The 25,305-nt window shown below is 64.3% G+C and carries 24 protein-coding genes; 12 read left to right on the top strand and 12 right to left on the bottom strand.

Translation table 11 applies throughout. From position 1 onward, the window contains the following. The first annotated feature begins 28 nt into the window (after positions 1-28). The 5 genes from gcl (at position 29) to bcp (ending at position 5,701) form a co-directional block, all read left to right on the top strand. Positions 29-1,819 (top strand): glyoxylate carboligase, encoded by a 1,791-nt coding sequence (gcl, locus tag OIT41_RS17670; RefSeq protein ID WP_264636996.1) that lies wholly within the window; start codon positions 29-31, stop codon positions 1,817-1,819. Between the two features lie 22 nt (positions 1,820-1,841). After that, positions 1,842-3,065: a glycerate kinase gene (locus OIT41_RS17675; RefSeq protein WP_264636997.1), complete on the top strand. Its 1,224-nt coding sequence runs from the start codon at positions 1,842-1,844 to the stop codon at positions 3,063-3,065. Then, complete coding sequence (gene allB, locus OIT41_RS17680; protein ID WP_078107487.1) at positions 3,058-4,419, top strand: allantoinase AllB; 1,362 nt, start codon at positions 3,058-3,060, stop codon at positions 4,417-4,419. The genes OIT41_RS17675 and allB overlap by 8 nt, the downstream gene beginning before the upstream one ends. Before the next feature lie 9 nt (positions 4,420-4,428). Further along, complete coding sequence (locus OIT41_RS17685; RefSeq protein ID WP_264636998.1) at positions 4,429-5,166, top strand: winged helix-turn-helix domain-containing protein; 738 nt, start codon at positions 4,429-4,431, stop codon at positions 5,164-5,166. Positions 5,167-5,233: 67 nt separating this feature from the next. Beyond that, entirely contained in the window at positions 5,234-5,701 is a 468-nt protein-coding gene (gene bcp / locus OIT41_RS17690) for a thioredoxin-dependent thiol peroxidase (protein WP_264636999.1), read from the top strand. A 223-nt stretch (positions 5,702-5,924) separates the two neighbouring features. Here bcp and OIT41_RS17695 read toward each other — a convergent pair whose 3' ends face one another. Continuing rightward, positions 5,925-7,019 (bottom strand): pyridoxal-phosphate-dependent aminotransferase family protein, encoded by a 1,095-nt coding sequence (locus tag OIT41_RS17695; protein WP_264637000.1) that lies wholly within the window; start codon positions 7,017-7,019, stop codon positions 5,925-5,927. 288 nt (positions 7,020-7,307) lie between these two features. On the opposite strand from OIT41_RS17695, the gene uraD reads away from it, so the two are divergent. Continuing rightward, complete coding sequence (gene uraD, locus OIT41_RS17700) at positions 7,308-7,838, top strand: 2-oxo-4-hydroxy-4-carboxy-5-ureidoimidazoline decarboxylase (RefSeq protein WP_264637001.1); 531 nt, start codon at positions 7,308-7,310, stop codon at positions 7,836-7,838. Beyond that, positions 7,835-8,176: a hydroxyisourate hydrolase gene (uraH, locus tag OIT41_RS17705; protein WP_241710130.1), complete on the top strand. Its 342-nt coding sequence runs from the start codon at positions 7,835-7,837 to the stop codon at positions 8,174-8,176. Before uraD ends, uraH begins: the two co-directional genes overlap by 4 nt. Before the next feature lie 130 nt (positions 8,177-8,306). Here uraH and OIT41_RS17710 read toward each other — a convergent pair whose 3' ends face one another. From OIT41_RS17710 to OIT41_RS17735, 6 genes are read right to left on the bottom strand one after another with little or no spacing between them, the layout of a single operon-like run. Continuing rightward, entirely contained in the window at positions 8,307-9,089 is a 783-nt protein-coding gene (locus OIT41_RS17710) for a 3-oxoacyl-ACP reductase (protein WP_264637002.1), read from the bottom strand. Between the two features lie 43 nt (positions 9,090-9,132). Then, entirely contained in the window at positions 9,133-10,497 is a 1,365-nt protein-coding gene (locus tag OIT41_RS17715) for an aldehyde dehydrogenase family protein (protein ID WP_264637003.1), read from the bottom strand. After that, complete coding sequence (locus OIT41_RS17720) at positions 10,494-11,288, bottom strand: gamma-glutamyl-gamma-aminobutyrate hydrolase family protein (protein ID WP_241710133.1); 795 nt, start codon at positions 11,286-11,288, stop codon at positions 10,494-10,496. The genes OIT41_RS17715 and OIT41_RS17720 overlap by 4 nt, the downstream gene beginning before the upstream one ends. Before the next feature lie 4 nt (positions 11,289-11,292). Then, complete coding sequence (locus tag OIT41_RS17725; protein ID WP_319801834.1) at positions 11,293-12,705, bottom strand: glutamine synthetase family protein; 1,413 nt, start codon at positions 12,703-12,705, stop codon at positions 11,293-11,295. Continuing rightward, positions 12,702-13,436: a FadR/GntR family transcriptional regulator gene (locus OIT41_RS17730; protein WP_078107478.1), complete on the bottom strand. Its 735-nt coding sequence runs from the start codon at positions 13,434-13,436 to the stop codon at positions 12,702-12,704. Before OIT41_RS17730 ends, OIT41_RS17725 begins: the two co-directional genes overlap by 4 nt. 58 nt (positions 13,437-13,494) lie before the next feature. Then, entirely contained in the window at positions 13,495-15,039 is a 1,545-nt protein-coding gene (locus OIT41_RS17735) for an amino acid permease (protein WP_241710134.1), read from the bottom strand. 135 nt (positions 15,040-15,174) lie between these two features. Here OIT41_RS17735 and OIT41_RS17740 point away from each other — a divergent pair, with 135 nt between their 5' ends. From OIT41_RS17740 to purM, 3 genes are all read left to right on the top strand, one after another. Further along, on the top strand, positions 15,175-15,558 hold the full coding sequence (locus OIT41_RS17740; RefSeq protein ID WP_241710135.1) for a hypothetical protein: 384 nt from the start codon (positions 15,175-15,177) through the stop codon (positions 15,556-15,558). A 62-nt stretch (positions 15,559-15,620) separates the two neighbouring features. Next, positions 15,621-17,240: an amidophosphoribosyltransferase gene (gene purF / locus OIT41_RS17745; protein ID WP_264637004.1), complete on the top strand. Its 1,620-nt coding sequence runs from the start codon at positions 15,621-15,623 to the stop codon at positions 17,238-17,240. Further along, entirely contained in the window at positions 17,237-18,397 is a 1,161-nt protein-coding gene (gene purM, locus OIT41_RS17750; protein ID WP_078107475.1) for a phosphoribosylformylglycinamidine cyclo-ligase, read from the top strand. Before purF ends, purM begins: the two co-directional genes overlap by 4 nt. A 71-nt stretch (positions 18,398-18,468) precedes the next feature. Here purM and OIT41_RS17755 read toward each other — a convergent pair whose 3' ends face one another. The 4 genes from OIT41_RS17755 to OIT41_RS17770 form a co-directional block, all read right to left on the bottom strand. After that, the gene (locus OIT41_RS17755; RefSeq protein ID WP_264637005.1) at positions 18,469-19,254 is read right to left on the bottom strand and encodes a VOC family protein; all 786 of its coding nucleotides are present in this window, start codon (positions 19,252-19,254) and stop codon (positions 18,469-18,471) included. Between the two features lie 110 nt (positions 19,255-19,364). Further along, a complete protein-coding gene (locus OIT41_RS17760; protein WP_264637006.1) occupies positions 19,365-20,345 on the bottom strand; it encodes a TIGR03086 family metal-binding protein in 981 nt (326 codons plus the stop codon). Beyond that, positions 20,342-20,671 (bottom strand): ArsR/SmtB family transcription factor, encoded by a 330-nt coding sequence (locus OIT41_RS17765; protein WP_241710139.1) that lies wholly within the window; start codon positions 20,669-20,671, stop codon positions 20,342-20,344. The genes OIT41_RS17760 and OIT41_RS17765 overlap by 4 nt, the downstream gene beginning before the upstream one ends. Before the next feature lie 242 nt (positions 20,672-20,913). After that, on the bottom strand, positions 20,914-21,147 hold the full coding sequence (locus OIT41_RS17770; protein ID WP_028265518.1) for a DUF3073 domain-containing protein: 234 nt from the start codon (positions 21,145-21,147) through the stop codon (positions 20,914-20,916). A 221-nt stretch (positions 21,148-21,368) separates the two neighbouring features. Between OIT41_RS17770 and OIT41_RS17775 the strand changes: the two genes are divergently transcribed. After that, positions 21,369-21,989: a septum formation family protein gene (locus OIT41_RS17775; protein WP_241710140.1), complete on the top strand. Its 621-nt coding sequence runs from the start codon at positions 21,369-21,371 to the stop codon at positions 21,987-21,989. On the opposite strand, the gene clpB is transcribed toward OIT41_RS17775, so the two are convergent. Beyond that, complete coding sequence (gene clpB / locus OIT41_RS17780) at positions 21,990-24,659, bottom strand: ATP-dependent chaperone ClpB (protein ID WP_241710141.1); 2,670 nt, start codon at positions 24,657-24,659, stop codon at positions 21,990-21,992. Between the two features lie 166 nt (positions 24,660-24,825). Between clpB and OIT41_RS17785 the strand changes: the two genes are divergently transcribed. Then, positions 24,826-25,293, top strand: a complete 468-nt coding sequence (locus tag OIT41_RS17785; RefSeq protein WP_241710142.1) for an SRPBCC family protein — start codon at positions 24,826-24,828, stop codon at positions 25,291-25,293. The last annotated feature ends 12 nt before the right edge of the window (positions 25,294-25,305 follow it).

Consider the following 25,305-nt stretch of genomic DNA (forward strand, 5'->3'; position numbering starts at 1 on the left):
CCAAAAACAGACTTTCAAGGAGCACACCATGACGAAGATGCGCACTGTAGACGCAGCCGTCGCCATCTTGGCAAAGGAAGGCGCCATCGAGGCGTTCGGCCTGCCAGGCGCGGCCATCAACCCCTTCTATTCCGCGATGCGGGCACACGGCGGCATCCGCCACACCCTGGCCCGCCACGTTGAAGGCGCCAGCCACATGGCTGACGGCTACTCCCGCGCAGCGGACGGAAACATCGGTATCTGCATCGGCACCTCGGGCCCCGCAGGAACGGACATGATCACCGGCCTGTACGCAGCCTGGGCAGATTCCATCCCCATGCTCTGCATCACCGGCCAGGCCCCCGTTGCCAAGCTGCACAAGGAAGACTTCCAGGCCGTGGACATCGAGTCGATCGCCAAGCCGGTCACCAAGATGGCCATGACCATCCTGGAACCGGGCCAGGTTCCGGGCGCCTTCCAGAAGGCCTTCCAGCTGATGCGTTCCGGCCGTCCCGGCCCGGTCCTGCTGGACCTGCCGTTCGACGTGCAGATGGCCGAGATCGAGTTCGACATCGACGCCTACGAGCCCATCGCCGTCGAAAAGCCGAAGGCCAGCCGCAAGCAGCTGGAAAAGGCACTGGACATGCTCACCGCAGCCGAGCGCCCGCTGATCGTCGCCGGTGGCGGCATCATCAACGCCGGCGCCTCCGCGCAGCTGGTTGAACTGGCTGAACTGCTCAACGTTCCGGTCATCCCCACCCTCATGGGCTGGGGCACCATCCCGGACGACCACGAGCTGATGGCCGGCATGGTGGGCCTGCAGACCTCTCACCGCTACGGCAACGAGACCATGCTGGCCTCCGACTTCGTCATCGGCATCGGAAACCGCTGGGCCAACCGCCACACCGGCGGCCTGGACACCTACACGGCGGGCCGCAAGTTCGTGCACATCGACATCGAGCCCACGCAGATCGGCCGCGTGTTCTCGCCGGACTTCGGCATCGCGTCCGACGCCGGTGCGGCGCTGGACGGGCTGATCGAACTGGCACGCGAGCGCCAGGCAGCCAAGTCCCTGCCGGACTACTCCGCGTGGGTCGCCGAGTGCACCGCCCGCAAAGGATCCCTGCAGCGCAAGACCCACTTCGAGAACGTGCCGATCAAGCCGCAGCGCGCGTACGAAGAGATGAACAAGGCGTTCGGCAAGGACACCACCTACGTATCCACCATCGGCCTCTCGCAGATCGCCGGTGCGCAGCTGCTGCACGTCTTCGGCCCGCGCAAGTGGATCAACGCCGGCCAGGCCGGCCCCCTGGGGTGGACATGTCCTGCCGCGCTGGGCGTTGTCCGCGGCAAGCCGGACGAGACCGTTGTTGCCCTGTCCGGCGACTACGACTTCCAGTTCATGATCGAAGAGCTGGCCGTGGGCGCACAGTTCAACCTGCCGTACATCCACGTGGTGGTGAACAACTCGTACCTGGGCCTGATCCGCCAGTCGCAGCGCGGCTTCAACATGGAACAGAACGTGTCCCTGGCGTTCGAGAACATCAACAGCACTGATCTCTCTGCAACCGCAGCGGGCTACGGCGTGGACCACGTCAAGGTCACCGAGGGCCTCGGCTGCAAGGCCATCCGCGTGGAGAACCCGTCCGACCTGCCTGCCGCGTTCGACAAGGCCAAGGCACTCATGGACGAGTTCAAGGTTCCCGTGGTGGTCGAAGTGATTCTGGAAAAGATCACCAACATCTCCATGGGTGTTGAAATCAACGGCGTGAACGAGTTCGAAGAGCTGGCCGAGCGCGGCGAAGACGCACCCACTGCGATCATCGCCCTGCTGGACTAGTAAGTACTGAAGGAGGTACGGAATGCGTGTGGTCATAGCCCCGGACAAGTTCAAGGGATCGCTGTCAGCTCCCGAGGTCGCCAGCCGCTTGAGCGCCGGACTGCGGGCCGGATTTGCTGCCGGCCGCCCGGGCGAGGGCTTTGAAACCACGCTCATTCCAGTGGCCGACGGCGGCGAAGGGACTCTCGACGCCGCCGTCGGCTCCGGCTTCACCCGCCGCAGCACCACGGTCACGGGACCCACGGGCCAGCCGATCACGGCCGAATTCGCCGTCCGCGGCGAGGAAGCCGTCATTGAAATGGCGGCGGCCTCCGGACTCGCCGTACTGCCGGGCTTCGGTGACGGCAGCGCCCCGAACACCGAAACGGCCAAGGGTGCCACGAGCCTGGGCACCGGCGAACTCATCCGCGCCGCCCTGGACCTCGGCTGCCGGCACATCATCCTCGGCGTCGGCGGCAGTGCCAACACCGACGGCGGCGCCGGCGTCCTGCAGGGCCTCGGCGCGGTCCTCCTCGACGCGGACGGCAACGAACTCCCCGGCGGCGGCGCGGCCCTGGCCCGCTTGGACCGGATCGACTTCTCGAACCTCGACGTCCGCTTGGAGGTCACCGAGTTCGTCCTGGCGTCCGACGTCGACAATCCCCTTTTGGGCCGCACCGGCGCCGCCGCGATCTTCGGACCGCAGAAGGGCGCGACGCCGGACGACGTCGCCTCGCTCGACGCGGCTCTGACCCACTTCGTCCAGGTCCTCGCCAACGAGATCGGGTCCGAAGCCCAGGACGCCGCTCAGGCTCCGGGCGCTGGCGCGGCAGGCGGCGTCGGCTACATCGCCATCGCGGCGCTGGGCGCGGCACGCAGGCCGGGCATCGACGTCGTCCTCGAATTCACTGAACTCGAGCAGCGGCTGGCGGGCGCGGACCTGGTGATCACCGGCGAAGGCAGCCTCGACGAACAAAGCCTGCTCGGCAAAACGCCCATGGGCGTGGCGCGGGCGGCGGCGCGTTCCGGGATCCCTGTGATTGCCGTCTGTGGCCGCAGTACGCTGAGCCCGGAACAACTTTCGGAGTCCGGTTTCGAGTCGGTCCACGCATTGACCGAGCTCGAATCCAACGTAGAGAAATGTATAGCAGAAGCAGGCCCGCTGCTTGAAGAATTAGGTAAGCACATCGGCGTGCGCCTCTCTGAAAAAGCGGCATCCACACAAGTCGCAGCGCGAACCGAGACCAAGGAGCAACTCCATGTCTGAAGAAACCACCACAGCACACGGCCCGTTTGACCTGGTCATCCGGGGCCAGCGCATCCTCACCACCGCCGGCATCACCGCCCGCGAAGTCGGCGTCCGCAACGGCGTGATCGTCGCCATCGAACCCTTGGGCAACGGCCTGACGGGCACCGAAGTCATCGAACTCGGCGACGACGAAACCCTCATCCCGGGCCTGGTGGACACCCATGTGCACGTCAACGAGCCGGGCCGCACCGAATGGGAAGGCTTCGCCTCCGCCACCCGCGCTGCGGCAGCCGGCGGCGTCACCACCATCATCGACATGCCGCTGAACTCCATCCCGCCCACCACCAACGTGGAAGGCCTCAAGCTCAAGCGCGAAGTCGCCGAGGACCAGGCGTTCGTGGACGTCGGATTCTGGGGCGGTGCCATCCCGGGCAACAAGAAGGACCTTCGCCCGCTGCACGACGAGGGCGTCTTCGGTTTCAAGTGTTTCCTGCTCCACTCCGGCGTGGACGAGTTCCCGCACCTGGACGCGGACGAGATGGAAGAGGACATGGCCGAACTCAAGTCCTTCGATTCCCTCATGATCGTCCACGCCGAGGACTCCCACGCGATCGACCACGCACCCCACCCCGGCGGAGCGCACTACTCCACCTTCCTTGCCTCCCGCCCGCGCGGGGCCGAGAACAAGGCCATCGCCGAGGTCATCGAACGCGCCCGCTGGACTGGTGCGCGCGCCCACATCCTGCACCTCTCGTCGTCGGACGCTCTCCCGATGATCGCTTCGGCAAAGCGCGACGGCGTCCACCTCACCGTTGAGACCTGCCCGCACTACCTGACCCTCATGGCCGAGGAAATCCCCGACGGCGCCACCGCGTACAAGTGCTGCCCGCCCATCCGCGAAGCCTCCAACCGCGAGCTCCTCTGGCAGGGCCTGCAGGACGGCACCATCGACTGCATCGTCTCTGACCACTCCCCCTCGACCCTTGACCTCAAGGACCTGGAAAACGGCGACTTTGCCGTGGCATGGGGCGGCGTCTCCTCGCTGCAGCTGGGGATCTCGCTGATCTGGACCGAAGCACGGCACCGCGGCATCTCCCTGGAGCAAGTGGTGTCCTGGATGTCCGAGAAGCCCGCAGCCTTGGCCCGCCTGCACAACAAGGGCCAGCTGGCTCTCGGCTACGACGCCGATTTCTCCATCTTCGCGCCGGACGACGCGTTCGTCGTCGACGTCAAGAAGCTCAAGCACAAGAACCCGATCACGCCGTACGACGGCAAGGCGCTCTCCGGCGTCGTACGCAAAACGTACCTGCGCGGCAGCGAGATCGACGGCCGGACGCCCAGCGGCAAGCTGATTCGCCGCGGCGGCGTGTAAGGCCAAGCCATGGCCGTCAATGTCCATGCCCCGTACGGGCAACTGCCCGCACGGCTCAATGCCTCGCGGCACCAGCCCGCCCCCCGGCCTTCCGCGCTCCGGCCTGGTCTGGTGCGGCCCGGGATGCACCCGCGCGGACTTGCCGTGTGGGTACAGCCCGGTGAAGGCCGCGAAATCGATCCCGAGGTTTGGTCCCGGGCCGCTGAAGCGGTCCTGGCCCGGGCCCGCAAACTTGCTCCGGGGGCGGAAGTCCTCCTTTGGCCCGCCGCCGGAGCTGCAACGTCCGGTGATTCCGCTGTTTCGGAAGCGTTCGGTGCGGAGGCGTCCGGTGCGGAGGCGTCCGACGCCGCTCCGGCGTCGAGTGCGTCCGACGCCGGAAGCCGCCCGGCTGCTGTCCCGTCACCTGTCGCGCTAGCCGGCCGACGCAGCACCGTGGCGGTGGACCTGGCCGCGAACACCGTCCTCCTCGACGGTGTGCCTGTCAGCTTCACAGCGATGGAACACAGCCTCCTCCGCTACCTCGTGGAAAACCTGTCCCGGGCCATCCCACGTGAAGAATTGCAACGCTTTTTGGAGTCACTTGACTGTCCCGGCGCGGCATTTCGGTCCATCGACGTGTATGTTGGACGCGTCCGGCGCAAGCTGGGCTCAGCCCGCCATGTCATCGCCACAGTGCGTGGAGGCGGCTACCAATTCGTGCCCGGACCAGGCTCCACAGTCCGCGGACCCGCGGAATACTGCATCTAGGCAGCCCGTTACACCCATAGATTGATCGCCGGCCACGGCGGTTGCCCGACAAGTCAAGGATCGCAACATGACCCAGAAACTCCTCGCCGGAACCCAGGCCCCCGATTTCGCGCTGCTTAACTCCGAGGGCCAGAAGGTCTCGCTGTCGGATTACCGTGGACGCAACGTCATCGTGTACTTCTACCCGGAAGCGGCCACCCCCGGCTGCACCACCGAGGCCTGCGACTTCCGCGACAGCCTTTCCAGCCTGCACTCCTCCGGCTACGAAGTCCTGGGCATCTCCCCCGACGCTCCGGAAAAGATCGCACACTTCGCCGGAGACTACTCCCTGACGTTCCCGCTCCTCTCCGACGAAGACCACGCTGTGGCCCTCGCCTACGGCGCCTGGGGCGAGAAGCTAGTGAACGGCGAAGTGGTCGACGGACTGGTCCGCTCCACCGTCGTGCTCGACGGCGAAGGCAAGGTCAAGCTGACCCAGTACCAAGTCAAGGCCCAAGGCCACGTGGCAGCGCTGAAAGCCGAACTCGGCCTGTAACGCCCGCTCACAAACAAGGCCGTCCGGGCCGACGCCCGCTCACATATAACGCCGATGGGCGTGACCCTCGCTCACGTATAGTGCCAAACGACGGAAGCCTGCTGCAGTTCACATCCGCAGGAGGGTTCCGCTATTCTCGGCCGCCAGGAGTGAGCGAGCGTTTCGGAAATGGCCTGCATACGTGAGCGAGCGTCATGGCTTGGCCGCCACATGTGAGCGAGCGTCAGGCTTTGGCGATCGCCTCTTCCAACGCGCCAAGGACAAGCGTCACCGATGCCCTGTTGGCATTCGGGCCCATCATGCCGATCCGCCACACGGTCGACGTAAACGCACCCGCCCCGGAGCCGATTTCCATACTGAAGTTCTCCAGAAGGTAAGCGCGGACGGCGGCCGAGTTCACGCCGTCGGGCACTTTGACCGTTGTGAGGCTCGGCAATCGCGAGCCCTCGGCGGCAAACAACTCGAGCCCCATCGCCTCAAGGCCATCCCGCAACTCAGCCCCGGCCGCACGATGCCGGGCCTGAACAGCCGTGAGCCCTTCCGCCAAGATCCGGTCCAGCCCTGCCTCGAGTCCGGCGATCATGGTCACCGGCGCTGTGTGGTGATACGTCCGGCTGCCGCTCGCCGCACCAACATACCCGCCCAGAAGGCCGATATCCAGGTACCACGAACGTGGCTCCTTGATGCGCCGCTCGAACGCGCGCTCGGACACCGTGAAGGGGGACAAACCGGGGGGCGCTCCCAGACACTTCTGCGTCCCGGCGTACCCGACGTCGATCCCCCACCCGTCGGCCAGGAGTTCCAGCCCGCCGATGGACGTCACCGCGTCCACGATCAGGAGCGCGTCGCCCTTGCCGGCGCCGAGGGGCGCGACGTCGGACAGGACACCTGTGGAGGTTTCGGCATGGACGGCGGCAATCACCTTGGGATGGGGGTGCGCTGCGAGGACCCGCTCCGGGTCCACGGGCTGGCCCCATTCATGGTCGACGCGGACCACGGTGGCACCGCATCGCCGGGCAACCTCACACATCCGCTCCCCGAAAAGCCCGTTGACGGCAATTACCGCCACGTCGCCGTCGGACACTGTATTGACGAAGGCAGCCTCCATGCCGCCGGAACCAGTGGCACTCAATGGCAGGGTGCGGGCGTTCCGGGTCCCCCACACTGTCCGAAGCCCGGCACATGTCCGGTCCAGGCGTTCTATGAACACCGGATCCAGGTGCCCGATCACCGGATAGGCCAGCGCGGCAGTCACTTCCGGATAGCAATTGCTCGGCCCCGGTCCGAAGAGATACCGGGAAGTCAGGACCTCTGGCATGGCGGAACTCCTTTGGCTCGTTGCTGACATTGTCCACCAGACGGCAAACGTGAGCGAGCGTTTCGGGAAAGGGCAGCGCCTCGCAGGGCGGGGCCCGGAGGACCGGGGTGCGGTATTCTCTTGACACCACGGCAGTCATTGGATTCACTATTACGTATGCTGAAATAACAGTTCCATGATGTGGAAGGCCTGGAGTGCGGAGGCGCACAGGTCCATCCGGCAGGAATCGCCGGAGTTCCGCATAGCCAACACCATGGATGCCAGCACTCGCACGAGGAATGAACAAGCATGAAGCTTGAAGTATTCAACAGCGTGGACCGTGCGGACGCCATTGACGTCCTCCGCCCATGCCTCGACATCCAGCGTTGGGTGGAGCACGTCGCAGATGCGCGCCCCTTCAGCGGCTTGGACTCCTTGCTCGATTTCGCCCGGGAAACCGCCGAGCCCTTCACTTCGGACGAAGTGGCAGCCGCGATGGCCCACCACCCCCGGATCGGCGAACGGCCCAAGGCCCAGACCACCGAAGCCGCGATGTCCCGCTCCGAACAGGCCGGCGTGGACCCCGGCGATGACGGCGTCGTCACCGCTTTGGCCGAAGGCAACCGCGAGTACGAGGCCAAGTTCGGCCGCGTCTTCCTCATCCGGGCCGCGGGCCGGACAGCCACCGAAATCCTCGGCTCCCTCCAAGAGCGCCTGGGCCACACCGCGGAGCAAGAAGACGTCATCGTGGCAGGCCAGTTGCGCGAAATCGCGTTGCTGCGCCTTGCCGGCGTGATCAGCGAAGCCAGTGTCAGCAGCGAAGGAGTGCCCAACAAATGAGCGTTTCCCAGATCACCACCCATATCCTGGACACCGGTTCCGGGCGCCCGGCGGCCGGCGTCGCCGTCGTTCTCTCCGTGCGCGACGGCGACAACTGGAAGCACGTGGCGAGCGGTACCACCGACGCGGACGGCCGGATCAAGGATCTCGGCCCTGAGAAGGTCGACGGCGGCAGCTACCGCCTCAACTTCGCAACAGGTCCGTACTACAAGGCACAAGGCGTGGACACCTTTTTCCCGGAAGTGGACTTGAGCTTCACGGTGTCCGACGCCGGCGAGCACTACCACGTGCCCCTCCTGCTCAGCCCCTTCGCGTTCTCCACATACCGAGGCAGCTAACCTGTCCCATCGATTGCTCCCCACCGGCTCCCAACCTTCGCAAGCTCAGGTCGGGGCCCTCGCCGGCGTGGGCCCACGTAACAGTCGTTTTCAGGCTCCAAAAGGACCGTTACGGAGCAATCGATGGGAACTAGTCGATCGGGGTGACGTAGGCTCCCGAGATGCCGCCGTCAACCATGAAGGTCGACGCGGTAATGAACGAGGCGTCGTCGCTCGCCAGGAAGGCTACCGCAGCGGCCAGTTCCTCGGGCTCGGCGAAGCGACCAAGCGGCACGTGGACCAAACGGCGGGCGGCCCGCTCCGGATCGGAGGCGAAGAGTTCCTTCAGCAAAGGAGTGTTGACAGGCCCGGGGCACAATGCGTTGATCCGCACACCCTTGCGCGCGAATTCGACGCCCAGTTCACGGGTCATGGCAAGCACGCCGCCCTTGGACGCGCTGTAGGAGATCTGCGAAGTTGCCGCACCCATCACGGCCACAAAGGACGCGGTGTTGATGATCGAGCCCTTGCCTTGCTCCAACATGTACGGCAGCGCGTATTTGCAGCAGTAATAGACGCTCGTCAGGTTGACCTCCTGGACCCGGCGCCAGGCGTCAATTCCGGTGTCGAGGATGGATGCGTCGTCCGGCGGCGAAATACCCGCGTTGTTGAACGCGATATCCACGCTGCCATAGTGGCTCTTGGCGGCGGCGAAAAGGTCGATGACTTCCTGCTCGTCAGTGACATTGACCCTCACGAAGATGCCATCGACGGCGGCCGCTGCAGCTTCCCCGGCTGCCGGATCGATGTCGGCTATGACCACGTTGGCACCCTCCGAGGCGAAGCGCTTTGCCGTGGCCAGGCCGATCCCGCTGCCGCCACCGGTGATAACGGCTGTGCGGTCCTTGAGTCGGTGTGAAATGAATTCGGTCATGGTGATCTCTCCTTGAATGATGGGGCTTCCAAAGTTGGTGGGTTCAGTGCGCGATGAAGACGTTCTTCACTTCGCTGAAGGAATCGAGCGCGTCAGGGCCTAGTTCGCGGCCCAGGCCCGATTGCTTGAAGCCGCCGAACGGCGTCGAATACCGGACTGAAGAGTGCGAGTTCACCGAGAGGTTTCCGGCATCCACTCCGCGGGCCACGCGCAAGGCCCGGCCAATGTCTTGGGTCCAGATGGATCCGGAGAGGCCGTATTCGGTGTCATTGGCAATCCGTACGGCGCCCGCCTCGTCGTTGAAGGGAACGACGACGACGACGGGTCCGAAGATCTCCTCACGCACCGCCGGATCGTCTAACGAGTCGGGCGCCAGGACCGTGGGCGGGAACCAGAATCCCGGCCCTTCCGGCACCTCGCCTTGGAAAGCTATGGGAGCTCCCGAGGGCACAAATCCTGCGACGGTTTCCCTTTGCCGGGCGGAAATCAAAGGCCCCATGACGGTACTTTCATCCGCCGGGTCGCCGACTTTGACAGCCCGAACAGCGGGCTCCAGGAGTTCCAAGAAGCTGTCATAGGCCGATCTTTCCACCAGGATCCGGGACCTGGCGCAGCAGTCCTGTCCGGCATTGTCGAACGCGCCGCCGGGAGCGGCCGCAGCAGCGGCCTCAAGGTCGGCGTCGGCGAACACGATGTTCGCGCTCTTGCCACCCAACTCGAGCGTCACGCGCTTCACTTGGTCAGCACAACCGGCCATGATCTGCTTGCCAACCCCGGTTGACCCGGTAAAGACGACCTTTCGCACCGCAGGGTGGGTGACGAATCGCGCCCCCACTACGGAGCCCTTCCCGGGGATGATCGTCAGCACGCCGTCGGGCAGGCCGGCCTCGCGCGCCAGCTCACCCAGCCTCATCGCCGTCAGCGGCGTAAGTTCCGCGGGCTTGAGTACCACTGTGTTGCCTGCCGCGAGCGCCGGCGCGAAGCCCCACGCCGCGATCGGCATGGGAAAGTTCCACGGCACAATGATGCCAACCACGCCCAGCGGCTCGTGGAAGGTCACATCGAGGCCTCCGGCAACCGGGATCTGCCGCCCGAAGTGCCGCTCAGGAGCCGCCGAGTAGTAGCTGATGACGTCGCGCGCATTGCCCGCTTCCCAGCGGGCGTTGCCGATCGTATGCCCCGCGTTGCGGACTTCCAATTGTGCGAGGTTCTCCAGATCGGCGTCGACGGCGGCCGCGAACCGGCGCAGGAGCAGTGCCCGGTCCGACGGCGACACTTTCCGCCAGGTCTCAAAGGCGGCGGCCGCGCGGGCAATCAGCGCGTCCGTTTCGGCGAGGGATGCCAGTTCTACGGTCTGAAGGAATCCTTCGGTGGCCGGATTGATGATGTCAAAAGTCGTGGCACTCACGCCCAGCTCTTTTCTGTCGCTGTGGTTTCCGTCGAGGGATCGGGGAGCTCAACGTAAAGCCCGCCCTCCCGGTACCTTCTGGCTGCGTCAATGAATCCTTCAAAGAGGCGCAAGTCGGAAGGATTTTGTTCAGGATGAAACTGAACGCCCAACGCCCAACTTCCCTGGGTGGACTCGACCGCTTCCACCGTGCCGTCAGCCGCGCGCGCCGTGACGCAAAGACCGTCAGCCACCCGGTCCAGAATCTGGTGGTGATAGACCGGCGCCGATGCCTTTTCGCCTAGTAGTTGCGCGCTGATGCTGCCCGGCCGTGTATCGAACTCAACCTCCCCGTAGACTCCGGGAGCAGGTTGGTAGTTGGCCTCCGGCAGCACGTCAGGCACATGTTGGATGAGGTTTCCGCCCAAGGCCACGTTGAGGATTTGAGCACCGCGGCAGATCGCAAAGAGCGGAATGCCCTTCTCCAATGCGGCCAGCGTCAACGCGATGTCGTGCTCGTCCCGCGCGGGCTGGCTGCGCGTGCTTGGGTGGGGCTCGGCGTCGTAATTTCCGGGGTCGACGTCGGCGCCTCCCACCACGATCAGGCCATCGACGAGGTCAAGGACGGAAGTATCGGTGCCGATGGGCGGCAGCAGGAGAGGGGTGCCGCCTGCCCCCACCACGGCTTCCAAATACGTTGCCGGCAGCACTGCTGCATGCGCGTCCCAAATCCCCCATTTTGCGTTTTGAAGGTAGGTAGTGAGGGCGATGCGAGGAGGCCGGTTTGAACCTGGAGCTTGCGTCTGGATCATCGCTCTACAGCCTTTCGAAGCCGCGGCGGAGCTCCCAGTCCGTGATGGCGGACTCAAAAGCTGCCAGTTCGACGTCGGCGTAGTTCACGTAGTGCCGGACTACTTCCTCGCCGAAGACTTCCTTGGCGATCACGGAGTTGGCGAACAGGTCCCGCGCTTCCCGCATCGTCGTCGGAACGGTGGGAGCGCCCGAGGTGTAGGCGTTGCCGGTGGTTGCCGGTTCGAGTTCGAGCTCATTTTCGATTCCGTAAAGACCGCCGGCGAGCATGGCCGACAACGCCAAATACGGGTTGACGTCGCCCCCGGGCAGCCGGTTCTCCAGCCGCGCGCTCTGCCCATGCCCCACGAGGCGCACCGAGCAGGTGCGGTTGTCGAGGCCCCAGGCCACCGCCGTCGGAGCGAACGAGCCTTTGACGAACCGCTTGTAGGAGTTGATGTTGGGAGCGTAGAAGAGCGTGAATTCCCGCATCGTGGCCAGCACGCCGGCGATGAAGTGATCGTAGGTCTTGGTGCGGGCGCCGGTGGCCTTGTCCCAGAAGACCAGCTCATCGTCGAGCCCGCGAAGGGAGAGGTGGATGTGGCAGGAATTGCCCTCGCGTTCGTTGGGCTTGGCCATGAAGGTAATGGATTGGCCCATGTCATGGGCAATGTCCTTGGCCGCCGTCTTGTACACGGAATGGTTGTCCGCCGTGGTGACCACCTCGTCGTACTTGAACGCGATCTCGTGCTGGCCGAAGTTGCATTCACCCTTGGCTGATTCCACGGTCATGCCGGCTGCGTACATCTCGTTCCGGATCCGGCGGAGCAGGGGTTCCACGCGGCCGGATCCCAAGAGCGAGTAATCCACGTTGTATTGATTGGCCGGCGTGAGGTGCTTGTAGTCGAGGTCCCATGCTTGCTCGTACGAGTCGTTGTAGACCACAAACTCAAGCTCGGTTCCGGCGAGTGCCTTCCAACCGCGCTCGGCCGCCTTGGCCGTCTGGCGCTTGAGCATGGCGCGGGGTGAAACGGAGACCGGAGTGCCGTCGGTCATGGACAGATCGCACTGGATCAGCGCACTCCCCTCGCGGTAGGGAAGGACACGGATGGTGTCCAAATCCATGTCGAAGAGCATGTCTCCATAGCCCTTTTCCCACGAGGAAATGTCATAGCCATCCACGGTGTTCATTTCGGTGTCCACGGCGAGGAGGTAATTGCAGCCCTCGGTGCCATGCTCCAGCACGGAATCCAGGAAGAATTGCGCGTGGAGTAGCTTGCCCTGAAGCCTGCCCTGCATGTCGGTGAAGCCGAGAATCACGGTGTCTATGGTGCCGTCGCCGATCTGCGCCTTGAGTTGCTCAACGGTGAGCATCCGGTCATTGCGAGGGTGAGCGGTGGTTTTCACGGTGTTCGAAATGTCGTTCATGGTGCTGCTCATTTCAGTAGTCCCTTGAGTAGTGCGGCAGTGGACTCGCAATGCAATTCCATGACGCTCCGGGCCGCTGCAGGCTCCCCGTCGAGGATGGCCTGCACTATCAATCGATGTTCTTGGTTTGAATGTTCGATGTTCCGCTGCAGGAAGGGGATTTCCGCCAGGAACTCGTGGATCTTTGTCTGGATGGTGGTGCTGGCTTTATTGAGCTCGGATGACCCCGCAACAGCGGAGAAAGCCAGGTGAAGGCGGGCGTCCGCTTGCCTGTATTCCACCGGCGAACCCGCGTTTTCAACCTCAGCCAAGGAATCGGTCAGAAGCCGCCGCTGATCCTCGCTGAGCCGCATCGAAGCCGCCCGCTGGCAGGCTCCCGGTTCGATCACCGAGCGGAAGATGAGGATGTCGCTCATTTCCTCCTGCCGGTCCTTGTTGTCGAGACGCTCCGGCGGCCGGGCGTTGCCGACCGGTTCCACGATGGTTCCGCCGCCCCTCCCACGGACGGTCGTGACGAAGCCCGCGGCGCGCAACGCGCTGATCGCTTCCCGCAGCGTGGCCCGGGAGACCTGCATGCGCTCGGCCAAGTCGCGCTCGGGCGGGAGACGCTCGCCGGTTTTGAAGATCCCCAACTGGATTGCCGATCCCAAGTGCTCGACGCATGACTCGAAGGCCATGTGTCCGCGCACGGGAAGCAAGACCGTCTCCAGCAGGGGCGATTCAATCGGTTCGGCGAACAACATGGTGGCCTTCCTTGGTGGGAGGCCGCCGGCGAGAACCGCCGGCGGCCCGCGTGTGTTGCTAGTTGAGCAGCTTATCGGCGTCGATCGTCAAGTGCTCCTGTTCGGCACTCGTCATGAACGTCCGGCGCCCCGTGGTGTACCAAAGCACGGTGGCAAGGAGGAACACGACCACGACGGCGATCGGCGCGTAGTTGAACGTGTCGATGGTGATGTCTGCGACGGGCGGAAGAACGAAGAGGATCACGATGATGGCGACCCACACAATCGCTATCCAGTTGATGATGGGACTCCATTTTCCGAGGTGCCACGGGCCTGGTACGAAGCTCTTGTTGAGCCTGCGCAGCAACACCGGGGTGATGTACGCGATGTAGAGGCCGATGACGGCGACGCTCGTCACGGCAAAGTACGCGGTGGTGTTGAACAGTGCGGGTGAAGCGAGCACGATCGCGCAGCCCACGCAGAGCCAGATGGAATTTGTGGGTGTGCCGCTCCGGGCGTTGACTTTGGCCCAGATACGGGAGCCTGGCAGTGCATTGTCGCGGGAGAAAGCGTAGGTCATGCGTGAGTTGGCGGTCACTGACGCCATGCCACAGAAGAACTGCGCGCCCACCACGATGGCGAGCAGGAATTTCGCTACGCCAGGGTTGCCAAGTGCATCCAGGAAAATCTGTGCCGGCGGCAAGCCGGTTGGCGTGGCACCTAGGGTGGTGAGACCCTCCTCTGAGCCGTTCGGGATCGCCGCGACGAGTGAGTAGAGCAGAATCCAGCCACCAATAATGGAGATGACCACGCTCATGACAATCCCCTTGGGAGCAGCGATGGCTGCGTTCTTGGTCTCTTCGGCAACGTGGGCCGAAGCATCGTAGCCGGTGTAGGTGTACTGCGACATGAGCAGGCCCATAAGGAAGACGTACGGTCCGAAGGTGAAGCCGGTTTCGTTGTGCCATGCCGTCATCGTCCAGTCGAAGGACTGGTGGCTCGTGGGCATGATCCACAGCGCTGCCACGATGATCGCGACGCCCACAATGTGCCACCAGGCGGAGACATTGGACAGGAAACTGACAATCTTGACGCCGAAACTGTTCAGCAGGGCGTGGATGATCATCAGGACAACGAACAGCGCGAACGTACCGCCAGCGGTGGGCTCGACGCCGAAGGTGAGCGCCGCGAAAGCCATCATTGTTGTGGCGCAGCCAAAGTCGATTGCCGCCGTGACGGCCACTTCCCCGAGGAAATTGAACCAACCGACGTACCAGGCCCAGGCCCGCTTGTTGCGTTTGGCGAGCCTGCCGGCCCAGAAATAAAGGCCACCGGCTGTCGGATATCGCGAACAAACCTCGGCCATGGAAAGTGCCACGCACAGGACCAGGAGGCCAACGATCGGCCAACCCACATTGATGGCAGCCGGGCCGCCGGACTTGAGCGCAATGCTGAAGGAGGTAATGCAGCCAGCCAAGATCGAAATGATGGAAAACGAGACTGCGAAGTTGGAGAAGCCGGACATGCCGCGATGTAGCTCTTGCTTGTAGCCAAGCTCGGCGAGGGCCGCAGCATCTGCGTCTTGCACAGCCTGCACCTTCGCTGCCGTAGAACGATCACTCATGATTATTCTCTTTCTAAACGGAAGGGGGAACGGGCCGACACCGCTCGCATCGATAGTGACCCACTTCACACCAATCTGTCAATGGTCTGACTTCAGACCACAAACCAACCTCCTCGGAACGGTAAGCTGGAAGGCATGGTTTCTGAGGGCGCGAACGCCGACGGCACATCGCAAAACAGCACGTCACACAACAGCCCGGCACGCAACGCCGCGGCAGACAACGGCACTCCGGAACGCCGCGGGATCACGGTCCGGCGCGCACCGAAGTTCGTTCCCTTCATGGGCCTGGGCGGGGTGCTCGGCATCATCGTTGCCGCATTCGTTGCCTACGGGATCCCCGGCGACGAGAGCTTCGACACCGGGGCGGTCTTCGGGTTCTTCCTTGTCTCTTTTGCCGCTGGAGGCGTTCTGCTCGGTGCCATCGCGGCCCTCGTGCTCGACAAGGTCAGCGTGCGGCGTTCCCGTCGCGCCGTCGTCGAGTCCGTACCCGACAGCACAGAGGACGACGCCGAGGGATAGGATCCCGGTCACAATGCCGCGTGAGGGAAAGTACCACGCCAACATCATGCGACAATTGACCAGTGGCACGTGGCGACGGAAAACTTTCTCATGATCTTCTCCCCGACGAAAAAGGACCTCAGGACGCTTGTGGCGTCTTCGGGGTCTGGGCGCCGGGCGAAGAAGTAGCAAAACTCACCTATTACGGGCTGTATGCGTTGCAGCACCGCGGACAAGAATCGGCTGGTATTGCTACCAGTGACGGCAAGCGCATCAATGTCTACAAGGACATGGGCCTCGTGTCCCAGGTCTTCGACGAGACAACCCTGAACACCCTCACCGGGCACCTTGCCGTCGGCCATTGCCGCTACTCCACCACCGGAGCAAGCCACTGGGCAAACGCGCAGCCCACCCTGGGCGCAACCGCCACCGGCACCGTTGCCCTCGCGCACAACGGCAACCTGACCAACACCGCTGAGCTCCGGGAAATGATCCTCGAACTCAACGGCGGCCAGCTGACCGGCGAAATGAAGCAGGGCAACACCTCGGACACCGCCCTGGTCACCGCCCTCCTCGAAGGCGAAGAGGGCAAGACCCTCGAACAAACCGCGCTTGAGCTGCTTCCCAAGATCCGGGGCGGCTTCTGCTTCGTGTTCATGGACGAAGGCACCCTCTACGCTGCCCGGGACACCTTCGGCATCCGGCCCTTGTGCCTTGGCCGCCTCGAGCGCGGTTGGGTTGTCGCCTCGGAGCAGTCCGCCTTGGCAACCGTCGGCGCGAGTTTCATCCGCGAGATCGAGCCCGGCGAGTTCATCGCCATCGACGAGAACGGCGTCCGTTCCCAGCGTTTCGCGGAAGCGACGCCGGCCGGTTGCGTTTTCGAGTACGTCTACCTTGCGCGCCCCGACGCTTCGATTGCCGGACGCTCCGTGTACGAGTCCCGCGTGGAGATGGGCCGCCAGCTGGCCCGCGAGAACACCCAGGTAGCGGACATCGTCATCCCGGTGCCTGAGTCCGGAACTCCGGCGGCAGTGGGCTACGCCGAGGAATCCGGCATCCCGTTCGCGCACGGCTTCGTCAAGAACTCCTACGTGGGCCGCACGTTCATCCAGCCCTCCCAGACCCTGCGCCAGCTCGGCATCCGGCTCAAACTCAACGCCCTTGAGTCCGTGATCCGCGGCAAGCGCGTGGTGGTAGTGGATGACTCGATCGTCCGCGGCAACACCCAGCGCGCCATTGTCCGGATGCTCCGCGAGGCCGGTGCCGCAGCCGTCCACATCAAGATCTCCTCCCCGCCCGTGCAGTGGCCGTGCTTCTACGGCATCGACTTCGCATCCCGCGCCGAACTGATCGCCAACGGCGCCACCATCGAGGAAATCTCCCAGGCCATCGGAGCGGATTCGCTGGCCTACATTTCCGAAGACGGCATGATCGGCGCTACCCAGCAGCCGCGCGAACGCCTCTGCACCGCCTGCTTCACCGGCCAGTACCCCATCGCCCTTCCGGGTTCGGACAAACTGGGCAAGAACCTCCTGGAGCGCACCGACCACGGCGGGCTGCCGACGTCGGGCATCTCCGCCGAAGCCGTAACCGCGGACTCGGACGACCCGGCCAACAAGCCCGGCGCCACGGGCTGCGATCCCGGACCCGACGCCGAGTTTGAGAACCTGCTGACCGACGCCGATAAGAAAGAGTCTGTATGACCTCCGCATCCTCCGCCGCTGAGAACACAACCGGCATCACCTACGCGTCCGCCGGCGTCGACGTCGAAGCGGGCGACCGCGCCGTCGAACTCATGAAGGACGCCGTCAAGGCGACCCACAACAGCTCAGTGCTCGGCGGCGTCGGCGGTTTCGCCGGCCTGTACGACGTCTCGAAGCTGCTCACCTACAAGAAGCCGCTGCTCGCCACGTCCACCGACGGCGTCGGCACCAAGGTTGCCATCGCCCAGGCCATGGACATCCACGACACCATCGGCTTCGACCTGGTCGGCATGGTGGTGGACGACATCGTCGTGGTCGGCGCCGAGCCGCTCTTCATGACCGACTACATCGCGTGCGGCAAAGTTGTCCCCGAGCGCATCGCGGACATCGTCCGCGGCATCGCGGCCGCTTGTTCCGTGGCAGGCACTGCCTTGGTGGGCGGCGAAACCGCTGAGCACCCGGGCCTGCTGGGTGAGCACGAGTACGACGTCGCCGGTGCAGCTACCGGTGTTGTCGAAGCCGACGCCCTGCTTGGCCCGGACCGTGTCCGCGCCGGCGACGTCGTGATCGGCATGGCGTCCTCGGGCCTGCATTCCAACGGCTACTCCTTGGTCCGTCGCGTGATCAACCACGCCGGCTGGGCACTCGATCGCCAGGTCTCCGAACTCGGCCGCACCCTGGGCGAAGAACTACTGGAGCCCACCCGCGTCTACGCCGCCGACTGCCTGGACCTCGCCCGCGCGTTCCCGGTCAGCGGCCTGGGTACTGCGCCCGGCGCCGTGCACGGCTTCAGCCACGTCACCGGCGGCGGCCTCGCGGCCAACCTTGCCCGCGTCCTGCCTCAAGGCCTCGTGGCCACGGTTGACCGCGCCACGTGGGAACTGCCGGCCATCTTCAAGCTGGTCTCCGAGCTCGGCAATGTGCCGCTGGCCGACCTTGAGCGCACGCTCAACCTCGGCGTCGGCATGGTGGCCATCGTTTCCCCCGAAATCGCCGACGCCGCCGTGGCGCGCCTCAACGAACGCGGCTTGCCGTCGTGGGTCATGGGTACCGTGGCTGCGGACTCCGACTCGATCATCAAGAGCGGCCCGGACTACGTCCAGGGCGCCAAGGGCGTCGACGGCGGCGCCGTGCGCCTCGTGAACACCTACGCATAACGGTTCTTAACGCAGACGAGTGCCCACCCCCTTGCCGATCCGGCAGTTGGGTGGGCACTCTTGTTTAAGGCTTAGTTGCTTTCGGCGGCCATGACGCTGAAGGCTGCTCCGGCGGGATCGCCAAGGACTGCCATGCGGCCGACACCGGGGACATCGAAGGCAGGCGCGAAGACCTGGGCCCCGAGCTCGACGGCCTTCGCTACGGATTCGTTCACGTCCGCAACATAGAAGTAGGTCATCCAGAACGGCGGCATACCCTCCACAGGCTGCTTCATGGCGCCGCCTACGGACTTCCCGTCCACCACGAACTGGGTGTATTCCTGCAGATCTCCGGCCGCGGCCGTCTCGCTGGAGCATCCCGTCACGGATTCATAGAAGGCCACGGCCTTGGGGACGTCGTTTGTCTGCAGTTCATTCCAGACCACCGTGCCCGGTTCATTGACCAACCCGGCGCCATGGTGGTTTCCGGCCTCCCAGAAGCCGATCTGCGCACCCGTGGGATCGGCGGCGAAGAACATCCGCCCACTCCCGTTCGGGACGCTGTCCGGCGGGAAGAGGACGTTGCCGCCCGCCGCCGTCACGCGCTCAGCGGCCTCATCAACCGAATCGACGGCGAGGTAGTTGGCCCAGAAGGACGGCGCCCCTGCCGCAGCCATGTCCGGCATCTGCTGCATCATGCCCGCTACGTAGCGGTCCTGCAGCTTGGCCATGTAGTACGTCATTCCGTTGCCGGCATCCATCGAGTCCAATTCCCAGCCGAACAGATCACCGTAGAAGGCCTTGGAAGCCTCAATGTCCGACGACGAAAGGTCCACCCAACACGGAGTTCCCTGCTTGTAGCTATCAACCTGCGGCATTGCTATCCCTTCGTTGAATGGCCGGCTTGCGCCAGCGGATACCACGTTCAAAGTAGTACGGGGGTCCGACACTGACAACAGCCGGCGCCGGTGGACCCCTCAGGAACGTTCTATGCGTGAACAGTCCGGCCGGTGAACGCGACCAGGCGCTCCAGGCTGGATGCCGTCTCGGCGACTTCCTGGGCCGGGGCGAAGCTGCCGCTCGCGCGGACCTGCTCGCTGATGGTGTTCTGCGCGAGGACCTCGACGTAATCGGTCAGCTCATCTGCCACCGAGACCTCGAGGCCCAGGGCCTTGGAGAAGTCCCACGCGTGGACCAGGAACTCGAGGTTGAGGATCGAGGCGACCATCGTGGCCGGCAGTTCGGCGAAGCCCATGTCGATGGTGCCTTCAAGGCCGCGGCGGTAGAAGGCTTCGAGCGCGGGCTGCGCAAGGTCGGCGATGCGCACTTCAGGCGACTTGCCGGCGTCGTCGGCTACTTCGGCGCCCAGGGCCTTGGCGATGCCTGCAATCGATCCGGCGAGGTGGTCAAGCAACTGCGACACGTTGAAATCGGCGCACGGGGTCTGGGTCTGCGCGTCGGTTTCCGTGACGTGCGCCAGCACGCGCTGCACAATGGCAAGCGTGGCGTCCGCGGAGGTGAGCTCGTTGAGATCGGCGGGGGCTGCGGCCCATTCGTCGGCACCTGCGTCGCCCGCGGAGGCGGCAGCGAGGAGGCGGTCGAGGTAGTGGTTCCAACCCTCGGAGTGGCCCGCAAGGGCTTCCGCCGTCGGCAGTCCCTCGTGCACCAGACGCACCGTGGTCCCGCCGTCGGCCGGCTCAAGGGTGATGGCTACGGTGGAGACGTTGTCCGCCGGCGCTTCGGGCTGCTCCCAGGCCCAGGTGAAGACGACGCGCTTGCCCGGCTCGATTTCGGTGAACGTTCCGGCCGCGTGGTGACCCGGGGTGATGGTCCAGCGGTATTCACCGCCTACCTTCAGGTCGACGCGTGCCGCAACGGTCTGCCAGCGGCGGAGGCGTGCGGGCTGCGTGATGAGTTCGAACGCCTGGTCGACGTTGAGGGGAAGAAGAACGGTCTTGTCGTAAATCATGGTGATTCCTCTGATGTTTGAAGGCGGTCGGTGGTGAAGTGTTGTGCGTCCGCGAGGAGCATGTCCAGCTCAGCGGTCCAGAACTGCTCAAAAAGCATCCGGAGTTCTCTCATGCCGCCGTGATCCAAGCGGTAGTAGCGGTTGCGTCCCTCTTTGCGGGCCGCAACGAGGCCTACCTGCTCCAGCAGCAACAAATGCTGCGAGACGGCGGATCTGCTTACCGTGAATTCGCCAGCCAGCTCCGTCACGGTCCGCTCGCCCGCCGCAAGCAGGTGCAACAGACGCCGCCTGTTCGGCTCCGCGGCAACTTCCAGTGGGTCGAGCATGGTTAATACGTTAGCCGTCACTAACACATTCCGTCAAAGGCTTCCGCTTGGGATTCCTGGCCGACTTTGTGAGGTACGGGACCCTGTAGGGCAAAAGGGAACGAAAAAGCCCGTAGGGCGCGCCAATCAAGGCGCGCCCTACGGGCTCGATCGTTTTGGGTGGCATCCGGGGATGCCAAATGACCTCGTGTACGACGGCGATACGCAACTCGATGCCGAAAGGCACCTGATTGTTGCTACAGCTATCCGATACGGCGGGTGTCTACCTCGTCGTCATCGTCTTCCAAGTCCTGTGCGTACTTGTCCTCGTAAGCCGAGTAGTCCGGCTCCGGCGGATCATCCGCGAATCGGCTCGTCGCACGACTTGATGGCCCGGTCAGCTCGCGCTGAAGGGCCGAATAGTCAGTGTTCGGGGAGTAGTACTTAATGTCCCGAGCCTGCTTGGTAGCTTTTGCCTTTTGACGGCCGCGCCCCATGGCGTGACCCCCTTTTGTACTTGGACCGGAGGTGGTCACCTTGGCTATCGGTGAGGCCCCGGAATGTTTGGTCAATTTGTCGTATGTCTAGATTACATGCTTTCGGGAGCTACTGCTTGCCATGACCGTCGCGAAAGCGGCGTCACCGTTCCACCTGGCAGCATCACCGTTCGTTGGCATGAAAAACTTGGGTAGAGTCGCCCTAATATCGGGCCGCACGCATGAAAGGCGCAAACTCAGACATGGGCCAGGACAACACCCCCCAGGGCAACAACGGTACAGGCGACGAGGAGTCGTCGGCAGACCCTGGTTCCCCCCTGCGGAGCGCCCTGGACTCCATCACGAAGTATCGGATCATCATCGGCGGCATTGTGCTGGGCGTACTGATCCTCATAGGCGTGGTGATCTGGATCCTCGTTGGAGTCCTGGCCAATCATCCGGCGGCCGTTTCCACCCCCGGACCGGCCACGTCCACCAGCCGCGGCCCCCTCCCGGCGGACGTCGAGGCAAAGGATTACCAGCTGGGCGATTGCTTCGCGGATTTCGACTCCAATGCCACCACGTCCAAAGTGGTGGACTGCACCACCGGCCATTCGGCCCAGCTGGGTGCCATCTTCCGGTACAAGGCTGAGGACAGTTTCCCCGGCGCCAATGCCTTGCGTGACAAAGGCCGCGAAATCTGCCGTGATGTGATGCTCAACGAAGCCTCCACCAAGTACGCACTCCTGCAGCAGAACGTGTACCCGAGCGCCACCAGCTGGGACAACGGTGACCGTCGCGTGGACTGCTTCATCGTGGTCAACACGGGAAACACGCTCAAGGAATCGGTGCTGCAGAAGTAGTCAGTCCTTCCGCCTCACTGTCAGGCCGCTGCCCACTGGCGCTCCGCCGTCGGGACCCGTCAAAGCTTCGAGCCCCTTGATGGTGAGCTCGTCGAAGTCGGCCGCGGTGTCCACCAGGACCGTGTCGCCGTCCGCGATCTCTCCGGCGAGGATCTCCCTGGCCAGGCGATCGCCGATCTCGCGTTGTACCAGCCGTCGCAATGGACGGGCGCCGTACGCGGGATCGTAACCGGACATCGCGAGCCAGGCACGGGCGCCGTCGCTGACCTGGAGGGTGAGCCGACGGTCGTGCAGCCGCTTGGTCAGCTCGTCCACGTGCAGCTCGACGATCCTGGCGAGCTCGTCCACGCTGAGCGGATCGAACAGCACAATCTCATCGAGCCTATTGAGGAACTCCGGCTTGAAGGACGAGTTGACCACGGCCATGACCGCGTTTCGCTTCGCCGTGGGGTCCAGCGTTGGATCCACAAGGAACTGGCTGCCCGAGTTGGAGGTCAACACGAGGATGGTGTTCCGGAAGTCCACGGTGCGGCCCTGCCCGTCCGTGAGACGGCCGTCGTCAAGCACTTGCAGGAGGATGTCGAACACTTCGGGGTGGGCTTTCTCCACCTCGTCGAGCAGGATGACGGAGTACGGTCGACGGCGGACCGCTTCCGTGAGCTGGCCGCCTTCCTCGTAGCCCACGTATCCGGGAGGGGCGCCGACCAGCCGGGCTACGGAGTGCTTCTCCCCATATTCGGACATGTCGATCCGCACCATGGCGCGCTCGTCGTCGAACAGGAAGTCGGCGAGTGCCTTGGCGAGCTCGGTTTTACCGACACCGGTGGGGCCCAGGAACAGGAACGAACCCGTGGGACGGTTGGGGTCGCTGATGCCCGCACGGGCGCGGCGGACGGCGTCGGAGACGGCGGCCACCGCCTTGGACTGGCCGATCAACCGTTTTCCGAGTTCCTCTTCCATGTGCAGGAGCTTCTGGGATTCGCCCTGCAGCATGCGGCCGGCGGGGATTCCGGTCCAGGCAGAAATGACCTCGGCGATATCGTCCGCCGTGACTTCCTCCGCGACCATCAGGGCGGGCTTCGCTTCGCCGCGCGCTTCCCGGGCGGACTCTTCCTCGGCTGCCGCACTGAGCTCACGCTCCAATGCGGGTAGTTCGCCGTAGAGAATGCGTGAGGCAGCCTCAAGGTCGCCTTCACGCTGGTGTTTTTCAGCGGCCGAACGAAGTTCGTCGATTTTCGCCTTGAGGTCGCCGACACGGTTGAGTCCGGCCTTCTCGGCTTCCCAACGGGCATTCAGCGCCCCAAGGGCTTCCTTCTTGTCCGCTTTGTCCGCACGGAGCGCAGCGAGGCGTTCGATGGAGGCCGCATCGGTCTCGCGCTCGAGGGCCAGTTCCTCCATGGTGAGACGATCCACGGCACGGCGAAGCTGGTCGATTTCCTCGGGAGCGGAGTCGATTTCCATGCGCAGCCGGGACGCGGCCTCGTCCACGAGGTCGATCGCCTTGTCCGGCAACTGGCGGCCCGAGATGTAGCGGTTGGAGAGCGTGGCCGCGGCCACGAGGGCGGAGTCCGCGATGGCTACCTTGTGGTGGGCCTCGTAGCGTTCCTTGAGGCCGCGGAGGATGCCGATGGTGTCCTCGACGCTCGGCTCGCCGACGTAAACCTGCTGGAAGCGGCGTTCCAGGGCGGGGTCCTTCTCGACATTCTCACGGTACTCGTCCAGCGTGGTGGCGCCGATGAGGCGCAGCTCGCCGCGGGCCAGCATGGGCTTGAGCATGTTCCCTGCGTCCATGGCGCTTTCACCGGTGGCACCGGCTCCCACCACAGTGTGGATTTCGTCGATGAACGTGACGATCTGCCCGTTGGAGTTCTTGATCTCCTCCAGCACGGCCTTGAGCCGTTCCTCGAATTCACCGCGGTACTTCGCGCCGGCCACCATGGATGCGAGGTCCAGGGCGATGAGGGTCTTGCCCCGCAGGCTTTCCGGCACGTCACCTGCCACGATGCGCTGGGCGAGCCCTTCCACGACGGCGGTCTTGCCGACGCCGGGTTCACCGATCAGCACGGGGTTGTTCTTGGTGCGGCGGCTCAGGACCTGGACGACCCGCCGGATTTCACTGTCCCGCCCGATCACGGGATCCAGCTTGCCGGAGCGCGCGACCGCCGTGAGGTCCGTGCCGTATTTCTCGAGCGCTTGGAAGGTGTTTTCCGGGTCCTGCGAGGTGACTTTCCGGTCGCCACGGACACCCGGCAGGGCGGCGAGGAGCGCTTCGTGGGAGGCGCCGGCGTCGCGCAGTAGCTTCCCTACGGCGTCGCTCCCGGCAGAGAGACCCAAGAGGAGGTGCTCAGTGGATACGAAGGAATCACCGAGTTTCTCGGCCTCGTTCTGGGCGGCCTGGATCGCCTGCATGGAAGGACGGGAAAGCTGCGCTTGCTGCACGGAACTGCCCGACGACGACGGCAAGGCCTTGATGGCCGAACTCGCCTGTACGCTCACGGCATCCGGGTCCGCACCAGTGGCGCGCAAAAGCGCCACGGCAACGCCCTCGCGCTGGTCCATGAGCGCTTTGAGCAGGTGGGCTGGCTCCAGTTGCGGATTTCCGGCGGTGGAGGCGTTCATGGCCGCGGCGGAAAGAGCCTCCTGGCTCTTGGTGGTGAATTTGACGTCCATGGAAGAGCTCCTCTCGGGAAGACGACTGTTTCTCAAAGTTGAGTCTACTATGCTCAACTTTGACGAATCATCCCTCCTGCTCCATGTTTGCCGACGGCGAAACCCATGTCCATAGCCCCGCCCGCTTATTGCGGCGCGGCGACCCTCGCCGCCGTACGATATGCACATGGCACCCTTCACAGTCACTCGCAATGCGCTCATCCCCGCAGCGCCCTCGGACATCTTTCCCTTCGTCAACAACTTCCACGAGTGGACCAAATGGTCTCCGTGGGAAGCTGTCGACCCCCAGCTGAGCCGCAGCTACTCGGGCAACGAATCGGGCGTCGGGGCCAAGTATGCCTGGAGCGGCAACAACAAGGCCGGCACCGGGACCATGGAAATCGTTGGCTCGGAGGAGCCCGGCAAGATCGACATCCGCCTCGAATTCACCAAGCCAATGAAGGCCGTCAACCCCACGGGGTTCACGTTCGTGCCCGAAGGGGACGGTACCCGCGTCACCTGGACAATGGCCGGTGAGAACAAAGGCCTCGGCAAAATCTTCGCCCTGTTCATGAACATGGAAAAGATGGTGGGTGGCGACTTCGAAAAGGGCCTGGCCGCGCTCTCGGCGGTAGCCACCCGGAAAAACTCCTAGTTCCCAGGCGCC

The sequence above is a fragment of the Arthrobacter sp. YA7-1 genome (assembly GCF_025960325.1).
GTDB lineage: Bacteria > Actinomycetota > Actinomycetes > Actinomycetales > Micrococcaceae > Arthrobacter > Arthrobacter bambusae_A.